This window comes from Halorussus vallis (assembly GCF_024138165.1).
GTDB lineage: Archaea > Halobacteriota > Halobacteria > Halobacteriales > Haladaptataceae > Halorussus > Halorussus vallis.
Window position 1 is genome coordinate 436,539 of the sequence record NZ_CP100000.1, and the last position, 16,113, is coordinate 452,651.

Sequence of the window (16,113 nt, forward strand, 5' to 3'; positions counted from 1 at the left end):
ACGGGTGGGGAGTTATATCGTTCGGGTCGGAGCCACCCGTATGAGCGTAGTCGTAGAGTTGACCGTGGCCCCCGACGCGTTCGCGCTCGGTCGTGCGCTCGGGACCCAGGAGGGGATGCTCGTCGAACTCGAGCGCGTGGTTCCCACGCCGAACTCGGTCATGCCGTTCCTCTGGATTCGCGGCGCAGACGCCGAACGACTCGAAGCCGACGTGAGGGAGAGCGCGTACATCGAGAACCTCACGCCGCTCGACCGAATCGGCGACGAGGTCCTCTACCGGGTCGAGTGGACCGGCGAGTACGAGGACCTCGTCGAGGGAATCGTGCGGTGCGAGGGGACGATTCTGGAGGCCGCCGGGAACGGGCAGTGGAACTTCCAGTTGCGGTTCCTTGACCACGAACACGTCGCCGACTTCTACAACTACTGCACCGACCACGATATCACGATTCACGTCGACCGCGTGTACACGCTGACCGAGGAGAGCTTTCGCAGCCGAGTGTTCGACCTGACGCCCGAGCAGCGCGAGGCGCTCGTCCTCGGCCTCCGGCGTGGGTACTTCTCGACGCCGCGGGAGGTGGCGATGGAGGAACTGGCCGACGAGATGGGCATCTCCCAGCAGGCGTTCTCCGACCGGCTCCGGCGGGGCAACGAGAAGGTGTTGACCAACGTGCTGCTCCCGCGACTCGCCCGGTCGGAGTAACGCGCTCGAATTTTCGTCTCGCCGACAGCTCCGACATAAAAGGCTTGTAGATACAACCCCTTCGAGTTTCCTCCCGGAACGCGACCAAGTAGGTAGCGAATCGGCCCGCCCTCCCACTACCCGCCCACCGAGGGTCCCGAGGCCGCGACGCCGAACGATACGACTGCTCTGGACTGACACATGATCTCCATCGAGTTCAATCTGGACCACCCGACGCTCGCCGACGCGTTCGCCGCGGCTCCGGAGACGCGAATCGATTGGGAGCGCTCGGACGTCGTCGAGGACGACCGGCTCTGTCTGCTGGTCTGGGTCACCGGCGGGAGCGTCGACCGGTTCGAGCGCGGACTCGACGCCGACGAGAGCGTCGCCTCCCACGAGCGACTGGCGGAGAACGCCAACCGGTCGCTCTACCGCATCGAACTCTCGGCGGCGGGGACCCGAGAGAGCGTCTATCCGGTCCTCGTCGACGAGGGGGTGTTGGTCGACCAGTTGACCATCTCCGCCGACGGGTGGGAGTTCCAGACGACGTTCCCCGACTGGGAGTCGTTCGAGCGCTTCCGGGACTTCTGTCGCGCCCGCGACTTCGACATCGACGTCCACCGGCTGTCGTCTGACTCGGCCGCGAAGGCGGCCGACGGCGCCGGGTCGGCACTGACCGAGCGACAGCACGAACTGCTCGTGGCCGTCCTCGACACCGGCTATCTCGAGATTCCGCGGGACTCGTCGGTCGCCGAACTCGGCGAGCACCTCAACGTCTCGGCCAACTCCGCCTCGCAACTGTTCCGGCGGGCGGTGAAGTCACTGATCGAACAGAGCGTCCGGGGGAGTCGGCGAGGGTCGTAGGCGGGTCGCCCGCGCCGTCGACTCGGGCCGCGGCGGTGGCGGTCGCTCGTCGAGCGACCGCCACCGCGACGATTCGTTCGGATTCCTTTCGAGTCTGCCAAAAGTTAAGACCCACCAACGCAATCGGTGTCTACATGGACGCAACACCGCAGGAAATAACGACGCTCGTCGGTCGGGAGGTGTACTCCAACAACGGCGTCTTCGTCGGGGAGATAGAAGACGTGCGACTGAACGTCGACGCGTGCGCCGTGACCGGAATCGCGCTCGGCGAAGTGAACGACGAACTGTTCTCGGGGGTCGTCGACGGGGGCAACGGCGTGATGCTCCCCTACCGCTGGGTCCGCGCCGTCGGCGACGTCGTACTCATCAACGACATCATCGAACGCCTCCAGCGCCCCGAACAGGACGAAACCGAAGAAGTCGCCGTCTGAGAACTCGAACCGCCTTTTCCTCGTTTCGACTCGGGTCTAACTTCCGTTGCTACCCTCGCCGCTCTCGACGCCCATCGCGTCGAACAGCTTTCGCTTGACGGCTTCCTCGGTCAGCGACAGCAGCGTGTCGCGGTTGTCGTCGGTCGTCTCGATGCCGGTGAAGATGCCGAGCGGAATCTCGACGCTGGCCTGCGTCGAGTGGCCCGCCGCCTCGCCGATGCCGCCGAAGGCGTCCTGAAGCACCTTGCCGATGTTCATCCGGATGTCCTTCGAGCGGGCCGCGAGGTAGATGGTCTCCTCGGCGATGCCGAAGACGGCGGTGGTGGTGATTCCCTCCAGGTTGAGCAGGTGGGAGGCCGCCTGGGTGAGGGCGTCGCGGTCGCGGATGAACCCCGCGTTGCTCACGAGGTGGCTCCCCTGGACCTCGCGGTTGGTGATGGCCTCCGCGAGCACGTCGAGCGTCTCGGGCGACATCGAGGGCGATTCGACCTGCTCGAGGGTGTCGTGGTTGGCGAACGGGTAGAGGAACGCCGCCGCGGTGAGGTCGGCGGGGGTGGTGTCGCGCTTGAAGTCCAGCGTCTCAGCGCGGATGCCGTACAGCAGCGCGGTGGCGACCTCCTCGCCGACGTTGATGTCGAACTCCTGGATGTACTTGGTGAGGATGGTCGAGGTCGAACTCACGCTCGGGCGGACGTCGACGAACTCGGCCTCGTACTCCTCGTCGGGTTCGAAGTGGTCGATGAAGATGTCCACCGGACCGTCGAAGCCAGCTTCGGTGGCCTTGGCGTGGTCGACCAGCGCCACGGTGTCGTACTCCTCCAGGTTCGCCTCGTCGTACGAGAGCAGTTCGATGCCCAGGAGGTTGACGAACGCGCGGTTCTCCTGGTGGCCGATGTCGCCGATGTAGAGGATGTCGGCCTCCACGCCGAGGTCCTCGGCGATGGCCTTGAGCGCGACTGCGCTGGCGATGGAGTCGGGGTCGGGGTTGTCGTGGGTGACGATGGCGATGCGGTCGTCGGTCTCCTCGATGACGGCCGCGAGCTGCTGGGCCTTGTACTCCAGTTCGCCCGTTTCGAGCGCCCGGAGCGCCGAGTCGGAGATGACCGTCGAGGGGTTGATGACCACGTCGGCGCCGAGGTCGGTCAGTTCGTCCTCGGAAACGGGGTCGCTCGCGCGCACGACGATGAACTGCTCACCGCCGTTCTCGCGGATGTTCCGCACCGCGTCCTTGTTGGCCTCCACGTCCGAGGAGAGGATGAGGATGACCTCGTTGTCGGCGACGGCCTCGACGATGGCGTCGTCGCGGATGTCGGCGGTCCGGGCGTTGAGATCCTGGTCGCGCAGGGCCTCGACGCGGTCCTCGTCGCGGTCGATGATGAGAACGTCCTTGCCCTGCTCGACCAGTTCCTCGGCGACCGCGTGCCCGACGCTCCCGCAACCCAAGATAGCGTAGTCGGACATCGAGGAGATGGTAATCCCGGCGCTCATGATACTCAGGCGTAGCTTGGGACCACACTTAACACTCCCGGAGCGTTTCGCCGTTCCCGGCGATTCGCCCGCCGTCTCCCAACTTTCCGACCGCGTCGAGGCTGTCGAAACCGACGGGGTCGGATGCGTCGCAGTTCCGCCGCGCGGAGAGGTCGTCGCAACGTCGCAGTCTCTCGGTTTCGCCGGGAATCGAAAGGGGTAACAGTCCGACGAAACGGAAACGTATTTACGTCACACCCGGCAAGTTGAGAATGCGTTGGGCCGGTAGCTCAGTTAGGCAGAGCGTCTGACTCTTAATCAGACGGTCGCGTGTTCAAATCGCGCCCGGCCCGTACTTCTGCGACGAATTAATCGACGAGCGACGCGTCGCGTCGCTCGTCGATTCGACTCGAATACCGACTCGTGAGCGATTCTGACTAGCGAAACCGAGAGCCGCCACGCTCTCGAACGTTCGTCTCGGCGGAAATCGCGAATCCGAAGAAGAGATACTGCCCCACCGAACCGGTGGGTGCAGTCCTGCACAAACCCGGAGGCCCAGTGGCGAAACGAACGCACACGCCCTCGCGGAATCGGCGGTGGTAGCTGGCTGAATCGGCGCTCTCGCGCCGCTACCGTCTACCGCGTCCACCGACGAAACGATTCGGCTGAAATCGGCCATCGTTTAAGTTTCCTGGCCCCAAGTCGAAACGTACCGAACCAGGGCGTCGGCCGCCTCATCCGCCGAAAGCCGGTCGGTGTCGAGGACGAGGTCGGGATTGTGCGGAACGTCGAACTCGGCGTGGACTACCCGGACGCCCGTCTCGGATATCGGGTCGTCGCGGCGGTGGTTGCGCGCCAGGCACGTCTCCAGCGAGGCAGTCACGAAGACGAGGTGGGTGTCCGGGAGCGCGTGAAACCGTTCTTGCCACTCGCGTCGGTAGAAAGTACCGTCGAGAATCCAGTCGGCGTCCGGGTCGGCGTCGTCTCCGGCGACCTCGTCGTACAGGCGGTCGTACGTGTTCCGCGAGTAGTCGTCGGAGTGGAGCAGTCGGAAGTCGTACCCGGCCGCCGCGAGGCCCTCGCGGAGTCGCTCGGCGACGGTAGTCTTGCCCGCGCCGGGCGGGCCACAGAGCAGGAGTTTCACGGGGTCGGGCGAGTCAGCGTCGACCCGCGAGGGCCGGCGGGCACTTCTCGGCGGACGTTCACGACAGCGACTTCTCCATCTCGACGTGGGGGATTCCGGCCTCCTCGAAGACGTCGCTCGTCGTCTCGTAGCCGAGTTCTCGGTAGAACCCCTCGACGGGCGTCTGGGCGTGCATCACGAGCGTCGAGAACCCCCGCGCTTCGGCCGTGGCTTCGAGTTCGTCCATCGTCGCTCGGCCCCAGCCTTCGCCGCGCCGGGACTCAACGACCGCGATGCGCTCGACCTTGCCCACGCCGTCGTCGACCGCTCGGAGGCGACCCGCCGCGACCGGGACGCGCGAGTCCTCGCCCGACGCGTCGGCACGGTCGTCGGCGTACCCGACGAAGTGAATCGCCTCGTCGTCCCGGCCGTCGACCTCCAGCTCCTCGGGCACGCCCTGCTCTTCGACGAACACCTCGCGACGGACGCGGAGGGCGTCCTCGCGCTCGGCGTCGGTTTCGGCTCGGCGGACCTCTGGCGTCATCGGTCGTCGTTGCCTCCGGAGTGACCTGAACGTTTGGAAAGGAGAGAAGGAAGTCGGGCGTCGCTACTCGTCTACCTGCCTACTCGCCGGGGCTGTAGTTGGGCGCCTCGTCGGTGATCATCACGTCGTGGGCGTGGCCCTCGGTCTGACCGGCCGCCGAGACGCGCACGAACTCCGAGCGCTCCTTGAACGTGGGAATCGTCTCCGCGCCGACGTAGCCCATCCCGGATTTCATCCCGCCGACGAGCTGGTGGAGTTCACCTTCGAGCGTGCCCGTGTAGGGCTTGGCCGCCTCGACGCCCTCGGGGACGTACTCCTCCTCGTCGTCGGGTTCGTCCTTGAGGTAGCGGTCGCCGTCGCCGGATTTCATCGCGCCGACCGAACCCATGCCGCGGTACTGCTTGTACTTCTTGCCGTCGATGGTGATGACCCGGCCGGGCGCCTCGTCGGTGCCCGCGAAGTACGACCCGAGCATCACCGCGTCGGCGCCCGCCGCGATGGCCTTGATGGCGTCGCCGGAGTAGCGGATGCCCCCGTCGGCGATGACCGGCACGTCGTGGTCGACCGCCACGTCGGCGACCTGCGAGACGGCCGTAATTTGGGGCATGCCCGACCCGGAGACGACTCGCGTGGTGCAGATGGAACCCGGACCGATGCCGACCTTCAGCCCGTCGGCGAAGTCGACGATGTCCTCGGCCGCCTCCCGAGTACCGATGTTGCCGACGACCACGTCGGCCGCGACCGACTCCGCGATTTCGCGCGCGCCGTCGATGACGTTGAGGTTGTGGGCGTGGGCGCAGTCGATGAACAGCACGTCGGCGCCCGCCTCGTCGGCCGCTACCGCGCGGTCGGTCTCGAAGGGACCGACCGCGACGCCGCAGCGCAGGCGACCGTCGTCGTCGCGGGCGGCGTTGCCGTACTCGCGGCGCTGGAGGATACCCTGCATCGTGACCAGGCCAGTGAGTCGCTCGTCGTCGTCGACGACCGGGACGCGCTCTATCTTGTGCTCGTACATCAGTTCGAGCGCCTCGCGGGCGGTGACGTCCTCGGTGGCCGTGATGACCTCGTCGGTCATGGCCTCCCGGACCTCGTCGCGCTCGCCGACTTCGAGGTACGGCCGGATGTCGGTGCCCGAGATGATGCCGAGGACGCGGCCGCCGACGACTTCGTCGTCGTCTCGCTCGTCCGAGGCGTCGTCGACGGGGTCGACCACGGGCGCGCCCGAGACGCCCTCGCGGTCCATCATCTCGTCGACCTCCTGGACCGTCTGGTCGGGGCTGGCGGTGACCACGTCGCGGATGATGAGTTCGTCGGCGCGCTTGACCCGCTCTATCTCCTCGACCATCACGTCGACGTCCATGTTGCGGTGGAGGACGCCCAGGCCGCCGTGGCGGGCCATCGCGATGGCCATTCCGCTCTCGGTCACGGTGTCCATCGCGGCCGAGAGGACGGGGACGTTCAGTTCGACGTTGGTCGAAACCCGGGTCGAGACGTCGGCCTCGTCGGGTTCGACGCGGCTCTCCTTCGGGCGCAACAGCACGTCGTCGAACGTGAGCGCCTCGGGGACGCGGAGCTTGTCCGTGAACTTCCCGTCGGGTCGAGAATTCTTCTCCATATAAGCCGCACGCACCGACCTCTCAAAAACGTTGCGAGATACTGCCCGTTTGACGGACGATGGCAGCCAGGATGTGCACGGGCGTGCATCACCCCGATAGTCGAGCGCGGTCGCGTGTCGGCCGGTCCCGGGTCGAGCATCGGTCGAACGCGGCCGGACGCCGGTCGGACATCGGACGGGCACCGGTCGAACGACGCCGGAATTTCCCTTCGAGGATTCCCAGATTTCCGCCGCCGAATCTGAGGATTTCCAGTTCTGATTGAAGTACGTAAACGGATACGCTGTCGATTGAGGTTCTCTCTCACGCAACGTTTATACTCGAAACGGCATTCCAAACGAGTATGGACTCTACCAGTCCCTTCGCTGTACGCATTGCCGGTCAGCCGAGCGCCGACTCCGGCAGCTTCTTCAAACCGCTCTTTACGGGCGGAACGCTCACACTGGTAGAGAATATTTCCGTGGGACGACGGTGGAATCTCGGATTCTGCGGCGGCCGCTGCGACGACGGCCTCCACCACCGTAGGTACCGCGACTATCATCACCGTTCGGCCGCAGGGTACGGCCGCGCCAGCTAGTGCGCCATGAGTAGCTCCGAACACCCGGTCGCACTCAGTCTGGAGCGACAGGTAGGCGGCGCGACGAAGTTGCTGGCCACCGTCATGGGCCTTCCGCTGGTCGACGGTATCTTCCCCGCGCTCGTGTTGGCGGGCGCGCTCGACTCGACCGTCGGCATGGTCCAGGTCGGCCTGCTGGTCTTCGGCGGGAGCGCCACCGTGGCGGTCATCCTCGCCGAGATGGACGGCAGTCGCCGGGAGCAGATTACGTCGGTGCTGCTGGTCGGCGTCGGCCTAGTCGCACTGGCCAGCGTCGAGGCGTGGCTCGCGCCGACCATCGAGAGCGCACTCGACCCGAAGTTCAAGCGCTTCGCCGCACTGGTCATCGCAGCCATCGCCGCCAAGACCGCCAGTTCGCGCATCGGGGAGATACTCCCCCGGCCTGCGGTCATCGTCGGCCTGGGCTTCGTCGCCTGCCTCCAGCCCGCAGGCTTCCACATCGGGACCGTCGATTACGAACTCGTGTGGCGTGCGGCCGCGGCCGCCGGCTCGGGCGTCGCGTTCGCGCTGGCCGTCGCGATGGCCGGCCCGCACCTCCGGGGCGTCGTCGACATCGACCGCTTCCGGTTCGGTAGCTCCGTCGCGCTGGGCCTGCTGGCGCTGACGGTGGTGTTCCCGATGCCGGGCCACGCTCCGCTGGCCGTGCTGGTCGTGACCGCCCTACTGGCGTTCGACCCCGGCTCCGCCGATGCGGACCTCGCCGAGACGGACGACGACAACGCGTCCGAGGCGGCCGCGACCGCGGCCGCCGACTCGACGGTCGACCCGTCGGCCGAGGACGTGAGTGCCCGCGCAGACGCCGGAGATGCGGGCGCGGACGGAACGTCCGTCGGACGACTGGCCAAGCGCAAGGCCGCGAAGGCCCGGACGATGGCCACCGACGGCGCCGGCGACGAGTCGGATTCGCCGGGGTACGGCTACCCCGGCGAGGAGTCGACCGACGAGCGCGAACCGTGGCTGTGACCGGTCGGTAGCCCGACCGCGGACTTCGGCGGCCCAGTTCTTCTGCGGAATCCCAGTCGACAGCGATGCGAGCGCAGGCTTTCGGAGACGGGAATACTTACCCGTCCGGGGCGCTTTCGTCGGCCTATGAGCGATACCCGCGTCGTGCAGGGTCGGATGGTCACGCCGAAGGCGCTCGCCGAACTCATCGAGGGCGAGGACGTGATGGAAGCCGAAGCCATCGAGGACGCAGACCGCGAGTGCCCCGAGTGCGGCGGCGACGTCCTGGAGGTCGGCTACATGCCCAGCGTCACCTCGTTCGTGACCGGTTGGAAGTGCCAGGAGTGCGACTGGGCCGAGTCCGACGAGTCGTAGCGAATCGAAATCCCTTTAGGGCGGTTGGACCAACGGAAACCTGCGGGGTCGTGGCCAAGCCAGGGATGGCGACTGACTCCAGAGGCCACGCGCCCGGGACGAGACTCCAGCTGATATACCGAGCGAACCGACTGATCATCGGATCGCGACGACGACCCTCTGGAGTTCCGAGGCGCAACACCGGAGATATCAGTCGATCGGGGGTTCAAATCCCTCCGACCCCACTACCTTTTCGCGACGCAATGCGACGAATAATAGGCCGAGCCACTTCCAAAGCGCCGGACCAGCCCGTGTCTCGATACTACGTCTTAGACTGGACTCGCTACTCCTCGCCCGACCGCTGTACCTCGTAGGTAAGAACAGCAAAGACGTCTCCCTGTTTTTTCACGTCGGTCAGCTTCAGCGGCGGGGAGGTAATCGTGCGCGGCAGTAATGGCGCGCCCGAGGCGAGCGTGACGGGAGCGACGCTGAGAATGAGTTCGTCAAGCAGTTCTCGGTCGTGGAATTGTCCGACGAGGTCGCCACCACCGACGAGCCAGACGTTCTTGCCGTCTGCGGCCTCCACCATGTCCGCGTGGACGGGCGCGACGTCCCCCTGCACGAAGCGAACGTCGGCACCCGCCACCACCGGTAACTCCCGAGTGCTAAACACCCACGCCGGAACGTCGTACGGCCACTCTTCCGGATTCTCTAGAAGGTCCTCGTGCTCGAGTATCCACTCGTAGGTCGTCGAGCCCATCGCCAATGCACCTACTTGGTCGATGAACTGCGGGTAGTCGTCCTGCACGCCCTCGATGTCTCCGAACTGGAAGAGCCAGTCGAGCGAGTTGTCCTCGTCTGCGAGATACCCGTTGATGGTCGTCGCTGTGTAGTATTGGGTCTTCATCTGTTCGACCGCTACTCAGGAAGCGTTCTAGCGGTATAGTGATTTTCACCAGCGTTGCCGTGAGGTGCCGCTTTGGCCGGTCGTGAGCGCGCTATTCTAGTTCGGACTGGGCGGCGTGCTCTGGCGCGTCTTCGCCTACACGACAAGCCTCTGGGCGGTCCCGTTTGTGTTACTGCCGGTGGTCGCTGCGGCGTGGTGGCTTCGGCGCGTCGAGGCGACCTACGGACTCGGAGAGGGACTGCGAGCTAGTGGCTGGCTTCGCGGGCGGCCGGTGGCAATCTGTCTGCTGTGGTTGGGGAGCGTGCTGGCGGTGTGGGGTGTCCAGAGTCTGTTGGCGTTTCCGCCGTTCGGGGGAGGGACGAATACGTTGTCGCACATCGTGGGGGTCGTAGCGAGGCCTGGAATGTTCACATGATAATCCACGGAGGGGTGCTCCGTTTGACCAGGGAGGTTCCTTCAGATACCGGAACTTCTTCAGGTCAGGGTATGGCCCTCATCCTCTCGTGCAGTTCCTCCAAAACGGTTCTACACTCTCGGTACTGACCGTCAAGAATAATCTTTCGGAGCTACTATTCCCTAGTTCCATTGTTAACCCAATATAATGAGTGAAGCAATGAGAGGAAAACCGGTCAAGATTTCGATCGCGGTGTGCTAAGATGAATCGTTTACTTCCAATCCTCGGTTTTGTTATTTTTCTAGCTCTAGCAGGTTGTACAGTTCCCTCGTTGAATGGAGGATCTGGTCAAGAAACACCGGTAAGAGTACTTGTAAACAATTCCGATAATGTCTCCTACACGTTTGAAATATCCGTCGTGGAATTACCTGCGCAGATTACGGTCCGGAGAAGTGATGGTCTGGAGACATCAGCCAAAATCAGTCAAGGGCTAAGCGGCCACGAGTCCGGTGATTATCATACCTTCACAGGAGTTCAATTACCTGACTCAGCCAAGCTCACATCTACCCACACTCTCGAACCAGGGAATGAAACTCAAAGTACCATCAAAGAGTTCCCTCAGAACTTTGCTGTGGTGGTCGTCGTTCAAAAGGAAGAAAACGAAATCATCTCTTGGATAAGTGCGAACTGTGACGACTCTCCCTTAGTTGGTCTTCGAGTCAGGACGCGACCTAGTTCAGAAGGTGGTACCAGCGCAACGTATTCCTGTCATTAGCCCATCGCGGTCGTAGGCCTCCTTCGGAGCACGAGCGACCGTGATGCGTCACTGTGGCCGGTCGTGAACGTACTGTTCTGGCTCGGGCTGGCCGGCGGGTTTCCACACGTCTTTGCCTTGAACACGAGCTGGGCGAGCGAGGTGGAATTCTAATCAAGCCGTCGGGTGAAGAGACAGTTGGAGAACAAGAGTGAAAAATAAATGTGACCATACATTATAAACAGTGTTGATGTGACTACGAACTGATGGCAACAGCTGAGAAAATGATGAGCACGGCAGGCAATGAAATCAGCGACTACCTGATGAAGGGTGAGGAGATCGCGTACTCCTTCAAACACCGCCCTACTGGGCTAATACCGTGGTTGAAATCCCTGCTCGGATATGGAGAGAGCCACTGGTACGTTACGGACGACCGGCTCATCAAGTACGACAAGATGGCGGGCGGCTTCGGCTTCCGAGAAGTCCCCCTCGATAACATCACGTCAGTCGAGTACGGCCGACAAATCGACTTTCAAGCGTTGGTGCTCGGAGTTATCACGATACCGATTCTCATCGGTATCCTCATCATTCTCGTCGCACTCTTCCAGCGACCACAGGTTCTCGAGTTACACGTCTCTGGCGGATCGAACCTCAAAGTGGAAATCTCGAAGGGGACCGACATCGAGGAGGTTCTCTGATACCTGCCCGCCCAGCGGAAGATCGACTCGGCGAAGCACCGAGTGTAACTAGCATCCGGCGATCTATCTGCTTTGGTTGGGGAGCGTCGTGACGGTGTGGAGCGTCCAGGGAAGAGATGGTACACGGAACTCTCCTGATCGCGACCCCACCCCGACGGTCGATAGCGGCTATTCAACGCGAGTCCTGCTCTGCTCACGCATGAACTGCTGGAGGTACCAGTAGCCGCCGGCAAACTTGCCGGTCGTCCCGGAGAACTTCCAGCCGCCGAAGGGCTGGGCCTGCACGAGCGCTCCCGTGGTTGCGCTCTGGGTTCGGTTGGCGTAACACATTCCGGACTCGACCTCGTCGAACCAGCGCTCGACCTCCTCGTCGTCCTCCGAAAAGATGCCCGCACAGAGGCCGTAATCGCTGTCGTTGGACTTCTCGATGCCCTCCCGCAAGCCAGACACGGGATGAACGGTCACGAACGGGAGGAAGTGCTCCTCTCGAGCGAGGTCGTGCTCGTGGGGGATGTCGGTAACGACGGTGGGTTCGACGTATCGCCCCTCAGGCAGGTCATCGTCGTCGACGACGGACCCGCCCGTCCGGACCGTCCCGTCGGTCCGTGCCTGTTCGGTGATTCGCCGATATCGTTCGAGCGCACCGTCGTCGATGACGGGATTGACGACGGTTTCGAGTTTCTCACTGCGACCGATCCCCAACTGCTCGGTCGCGTCCACCAGTCGATCGGTGAACTCGTCGAAGATGTCCTCGTAGACGTACACGCGAGAGGTCGCCGAACACTTCTGGCCGCTGAACGAGAACGCGCCCTTCGTGACCCCTTCGACCGCACCGTCGAGGTCGGCCTCGTCGCTGACGATGACCGGATTCTTCCCCCCGAGTTCGGCGATGACGGGCCCGCGCTTGCCCCGCTCCCGGAACGTCCGCTCGATATCGAGGCCGACTTCGCGCGATCCCGTGAACGCCACACCCGCGACGTCCTCGTGTTCGGTGAGGGGTTGGCCGACCTCCCGACCGCCTCCCGTGACCAAGTTGCACACCCCGTCGGGAATCCCCGCGTCGGTGAGAATGTCGACGTACTTGTGAGCGATCAACGGCGTCGCGCTCGCGGGTTTGGCGACGATGGTGTTTCCGGTGACCATCGCACCGGTAGTCATTCCGACGAGGATGGCCAACGGGAAGTTGAATGGAGCGACGACCGCAAAGACGCCGTACGGGCGTAGCAGGTTCGTGGTGTGCTGGTGCGGCGTCGGTTGGCCGGTATCGAACCGATAGCCGTCGGAGCGCTCCAGTTCCCGGCTATAGAACCGGAGGAAGTCGATAGCCTCGTCGACGTCGGCCATCGCTTCGGTCCGATTCTTCCCGTTTTCGAGGGACATCGTCGCCGCCAACTCGAACTTACGGTCACGCATGCGGTCGGCGGCGGTCCGGAACACCTCGGTGCGCGCGTCGACATCGCGACGCTCCCACTCGGGGAACGCCGCCTTGGCGGCGCTCACCGCGGCGTTGACCTCCGATTCGCCGCCCGCGGCGAACTCGCCGATCTCGAGGTCGAAGTCCCCCGGACTCGTCACTTCGAATCGGTCGTCTGTATCGACGTTACTGCCGTCGATGTGTAGCCCGTGGTACGCTCCCAGATCAGCCTTCACGGACTCCACCGCTGTCTCGTAGGCCTCGTGGAACTCGTCCTCGTCTCCGTTCTGTTGATAGGTGAGAAGCGTCAGTTCGTTCTCGAACTCTTCGGGGTGCACGGGCCTATAAGGCCCTTGGCGTGTTTATATGTTCGTCTCACTATACTGGTGGATTCCACGTTTGCCCACCATATTCCCGCTCGAAGTCGGAACTTGCGTGTTTGAGCCTCAGTATAGGTGTTATCTGACGCTCCGAATCGGCTATTGACGGGGTGAGTGAGCTTAACCGAATACCACTCGAGGTGCTTCGAGGAGGTCACACCGAGGAGTGACCACACCGTTATCCGTATCGGTCGCCTACTGAGAAGGATGCCAGATGACAAACAGGGCCGAGATGAGAACGCGGATGACGAAGAGGGACGCCAGCCAGAGCGGGAGCAGGAGGAAGTACGTGACCGCGCCCATGAAGACCAAGCGAAGCTTGGCGACCCTAGTGGCCAGCTCGGTGACCTCGATGAAGCGCTCGAAGCACAGGAGTATCCAACCACGACGAACGAATTGGTCGAGGCCTACGGCGACTACGAGATCGAAACTCAGCGAGGGACGGAATCCCTCGAAGAAGTACTTGCTTCGACTGAGAACCAAACGTTCGACTCTGCCGATGACGTTCGAAGTCGGATACTGGGACTGATACACCGCTAGTGAACGCGGCCCAATCACCCCCGTCTCGCTAATCGGGACATCCCTGAATTTGAGACGTGTATTACTCTGTATACAGCCCGGCGGATACCAAGCTCTCTCGTGTGACTGTGGGGCGTACTGACCCGACGTACCGCGATGGTATTCAGCAGGTTCCCACGAAGGAAATGCTTTTCCTACTCAGGTACGGAGAAGGGGCAATGAGTTCTGGGGGCATCACTCTCGACGAAGTACTCGCCGCCTGTGAGCGAGTGGGGAAGGTCTGCGACCCGGTAACCGCCAGCGAAGTCGGAGAGGAGCTCGGATGTACGCGTCGTGCCGCCCTCAACAAACTCGACGAACTGGCCGAGCGTGGTGACATCGAAAGTAAGACGGTCGGCGCTCGGAGCCGCGTGTGGTGGCGGCCCCCCGACCGTAGCTCTGCTTACGAGCAAGCCGATACCGACGACGCTCCCGCGCCCAGTTCCGTCACAGTCGATGAATCACTCGATGAGATCGACAAACGCCTAGAAGCCGAACTCGACAAGGTGTTCGGTCGGATTTCGGAAGGATTCTACGCACTCGACAACCAGTGGAAATTTACGTATGTCAGCGAACGCGCGAAGGAGCTAATCGACGCCCAGGATATGGATCTCGTCGAAGAGAGTTTCTGGGAGGTGTTCGACGACGAGGCCGACACTGCGTTCTCCGAGAATTATCGGACCGCTATGGAGACGCAGGAACCGACCTTCTTCGAGGTCTACGACGAGACGCTCGACGCGTGGTACGAGGTCCACGCCTACCCCTCCGAGTCGGGCCTGTCGGTCTACTTAAGGGACGTAACCAACCTCGTCGAGCGCGAGCGCGAACTCGAGCAGTCCGAGCGCCGGTACCGGGCACTCGTCGAGCACTTTCCGAACGGCGCGGTCGCCCTGGTCGACGAGGACCTCCACTACCGGACTGTCGGGGGCAACCCCCTCGACGTTGCCGACGTCACTGTCGAGGCCATCGAGAATCGTCCGGTTCGAGAGGCGCTACCACCGAAGTTGGCCGACGAACTCGTCCCGCGCTACGAAGCCGCCATGGAGGGCGAGTCCAACTCGTTCGAGGCCGAGTACGACGACCGCACCTTCGAGTTCCACATCGTGCCGGTCCGGGACGATGACGGCAACGTCTTCGCTGCCTTGGGGATGTCCCAGGACGTCACCAAGCGGAAGGAGAGCGAGCGCGAGCTCGAACGGGCACTCGACCTGCTCGAACGGACTGAGCGAATCGCGGACGTCGGCGGCTGGGAAATCGACGTGGATACCCAGGACGTGTTCTGGACCGACCACATCTTCGAACTCCTGGAGGTGGACGCTGACGAGGAACCGCCGCTGGACGAGGCCCTCAACATGTACCACGAAGAGGACCAGCCAATCGTCGAGGCCGCCGTCGAGGACGCACTCGCCTCCGGCGACTCGTTCGACATCGAGGTGCGGATTCATACGGATCACAGCGGGATACGATGGCTGCGGCTCCAAGGCGTTCCTGAAACCGTCGACGGTGACGTCGTGTCGTTCCGCGGGGCAGCCCAGGACATCACCGAACAAAAAGAGCGTGAGCGGGAACTCCAGGAGCGCAACGACCGCCTCGACAGTTTCGCCAGTATGCTCGCGCACGAACTGCGCAATCCCGTCACCATCGGTCAGATCTACAGCCAGCAATTGCCCGACGAGACGGAGTCAGATGCGGTCGAGTACGTCACGGAGGCGTTCGACCGCATCGAGGATATGATCGATGTCTTGTTGGTGTTGACCCAAGGCCGCGAGGCGATTGGCGAGAGAACCCCAATTCACCTTGCGGACGCCGCACGCGAAGCGTGGGATAAAGTCGAAGCGCCGGAGGCGACGCTGAACATCGAATTTGATTACACGACTCAGGCCGACAAGACGTACGTCCAGCACCTGTTCCGGAATCTCTTCGAGAATGCTGTGGAGCACGGTGGTAGCGACGTCACGATTACGGTCGGCGGTCTCCCGACCGGGTTCTTCGTGGCCGACGATGGCCACGGAATCCCAGCGGGAGAACGAGACGGCGTATTCGAAGCAGGCTACACGACTGCCGCCGACCAAGGCGGCACTGGATTGGGATTGGCGTACGTAAAGGAGTTAGCCGAAGTGTACGAGTGGGAGTATACGGTGACCGAAAGCTCAACCGGGGGTGCACGGGTGGAGTTCACGAACGTAGACCAGGCCGCACCCAGTAACTGAGGACTGTCGGAGCAATGGGGAATCACGCTAGACCTAAGTATTGATGGTTCCCTGAGCGAGGTATGGGGGATGCCATGCGAGAAGCGAACAAAGCCGACCAAGGCGCTGTTCAACATCTGTACCGAGCACTAGAGAACTGCGATTCTAACGAAAAAGACTACCACG

Annotated in this window: 16 protein-coding genes and 2 tRNA genes; 12 read left to right on the forward strand and 6 right to left on the reverse strand. The window is 63.1% G+C overall.

The window, feature by feature from the left end:
• Positions 1–40 precede the first annotated feature (40 nt).
• From NGM07_RS02340 to NGM07_RS02350, 3 genes are all read left to right on the forward strand, one after another.
• Positions 41–700 (forward strand): helix-turn-helix domain-containing protein, encoded by a 660-nt coding sequence (locus NGM07_RS02340; RefSeq protein ID WP_253516330.1) that lies wholly within the window; start codon positions 41–43, stop codon positions 698–700.
• Positions 701–880: 180 nt separating this feature from the next.
• Entirely contained in the window at positions 881–1,543 is a 663-nt protein-coding gene (locus tag NGM07_RS02345; protein ID WP_253516332.1) for a helix-turn-helix domain-containing protein, read from the forward strand.
• Between the two features lie 134 nt (positions 1,544–1,677).
• Positions 1,678–1,974 (forward strand): PRC-barrel domain-containing protein, encoded by a 297-nt coding sequence (locus NGM07_RS02350; protein ID WP_253516335.1) that lies wholly within the window; start codon positions 1,678–1,680, stop codon positions 1,972–1,974.
• 36 nt (positions 1,975–2,010) lie between these two features.
• Here NGM07_RS02350 and NGM07_RS02355 read toward each other — a convergent pair whose 3' ends face one another.
• Positions 2,011–3,462: a DHH family phosphoesterase gene (locus NGM07_RS02355; RefSeq protein ID WP_253516338.1), complete on the reverse strand. Its 1,452-nt coding sequence runs from the start codon at positions 3,460–3,462 to the stop codon at positions 2,011–2,013.
• Positions 3,463–3,720: 258 nt separating this feature from the next.
• On the opposite strand from NGM07_RS02355, the gene NGM07_RS02360 reads away from it, so the two are divergent.
• Positions 3,721–3,794 (forward strand) — tRNA-Lys (locus NGM07_RS02360).
• 329 nt (positions 3,795–4,123) lie between these two features.
• On the opposite strand, the gene NGM07_RS02365 is transcribed toward NGM07_RS02360, so the two are convergent.
• The 3 genes from NGM07_RS02365 to guaB form a co-directional block, all read right to left on the reverse strand.
• Positions 4,124–4,585 carry an AAA family ATPase gene (locus NGM07_RS02365; RefSeq protein WP_253516341.1) on the reverse strand — a complete coding sequence of 154 codons (462 nt, stop codon included), beginning with the start codon at positions 4,583–4,585 and terminating at the stop codon, positions 4,124–4,126.
• 58 nt (positions 4,586–4,643) lie between these two features.
• Entirely contained in the window at positions 4,644–5,108 is a 465-nt protein-coding gene (locus NGM07_RS02370; protein ID WP_253516344.1) for a GNAT family N-acetyltransferase, read from the reverse strand.
• Positions 5,109–5,187: 79 nt separating this feature from the next.
• A complete protein-coding gene (gene guaB, locus NGM07_RS02375) occupies positions 5,188–6,723 on the reverse strand; it encodes an IMP dehydrogenase (protein WP_253516346.1) in 1,536 nt (511 codons plus the stop codon).
• 341 nt (positions 6,724–7,064) lie between these two features.
• Between guaB and NGM07_RS02380 the strand changes: the two genes are divergently transcribed.
• From NGM07_RS02380 to NGM07_RS02395, 4 genes are all read left to right on the forward strand, one after another.
• Positions 7,065–7,298, forward strand: a complete 234-nt coding sequence (locus NGM07_RS02380; RefSeq protein ID WP_253516349.1) for a DUF8099 family protein — start codon at positions 7,065–7,067, stop codon at positions 7,296–7,298.
• A gap of 6 nt (positions 7,299–7,304) precedes the next feature.
• Positions 7,305–8,300: a DUF5794 domain-containing protein gene (locus NGM07_RS02385; protein ID WP_253516352.1), complete on the forward strand. Its 996-nt coding sequence runs from the start codon at positions 7,305–7,307 to the stop codon at positions 8,298–8,300.
• 126 nt (positions 8,301–8,426) lie between these two features.
• Positions 8,427–8,654 (forward strand): DUF5795 family protein, encoded by a 228-nt coding sequence (locus tag NGM07_RS02390; protein ID WP_253516354.1) that lies wholly within the window; start codon positions 8,427–8,429, stop codon positions 8,652–8,654.
• Positions 8,655–8,698: 44 nt separating this feature from the next.
• Positions 8,699–8,878: transfer RNA gene (locus NGM07_RS02395), tRNA-Trp, on the forward strand.
• Positions 8,879–8,976: 98 nt separating this feature from the next.
• Here the strand turns inward: NGM07_RS02395 and NGM07_RS02400 are convergent.
• On the reverse strand, positions 8,977–9,540 hold the full coding sequence (locus NGM07_RS02400) for a dihydrofolate reductase family protein (RefSeq protein ID WP_253516356.1): 564 nt from the start codon (positions 9,538–9,540) through the stop codon (positions 8,977–8,979).
• Between the two features lie 656 nt (positions 9,541–10,196).
• Here NGM07_RS02400 and NGM07_RS25595 point away from each other — a divergent pair.
• Together NGM07_RS25595 and NGM07_RS02405 are read left to right on the forward strand one after the other, a co-directional pair.
• Positions 10,197–10,709: a hypothetical protein gene (locus tag NGM07_RS25595; RefSeq protein WP_497007267.1), complete on the forward strand. Its 513-nt coding sequence runs from the start codon at positions 10,197–10,199 to the stop codon at positions 10,707–10,709.
• 245 nt (positions 10,710–10,954) lie between these two features.
• Positions 10,955–11,386, forward strand: coding sequence for a PH domain-containing protein (locus NGM07_RS02405; RefSeq protein ID WP_253516359.1), 432 nt, complete (start codon positions 10,955–10,957; stop codon positions 11,384–11,386).
• A gap of 168 nt (positions 11,387–11,554) precedes the next feature.
• On the opposite strand, the gene NGM07_RS02410 is transcribed toward NGM07_RS02405, so the two are convergent.
• Positions 11,555–13,138, reverse strand: a complete 1,584-nt coding sequence (locus tag NGM07_RS02410) for an aldehyde dehydrogenase family protein (RefSeq protein WP_253516361.1) — start codon at positions 13,136–13,138, stop codon at positions 11,555–11,557.
• A gap of 249 nt (positions 13,139–13,387) precedes the next feature.
• Here NGM07_RS02410 and NGM07_RS02415 point away from each other — a divergent pair, with 249 nt between their 5' ends.
• Positions 13,388–13,720 carry a DUF5789 family protein gene (locus NGM07_RS02415; RefSeq protein ID WP_253516364.1) on the forward strand — a complete coding sequence of 111 codons (333 nt, stop codon included), beginning with the start codon at positions 13,388–13,390 and terminating at the stop codon, positions 13,718–13,720.
• A gap of 56 nt (positions 13,721–13,776) precedes the next feature.
• Entirely contained in the window at positions 13,777–15,948 is a 2,172-nt protein-coding gene (locus NGM07_RS02420) for a PAS domain-containing protein (protein ID WP_253516367.1), read from the forward strand.
• Positions 15,949–16,113: the final 165 nt, after the last annotated feature.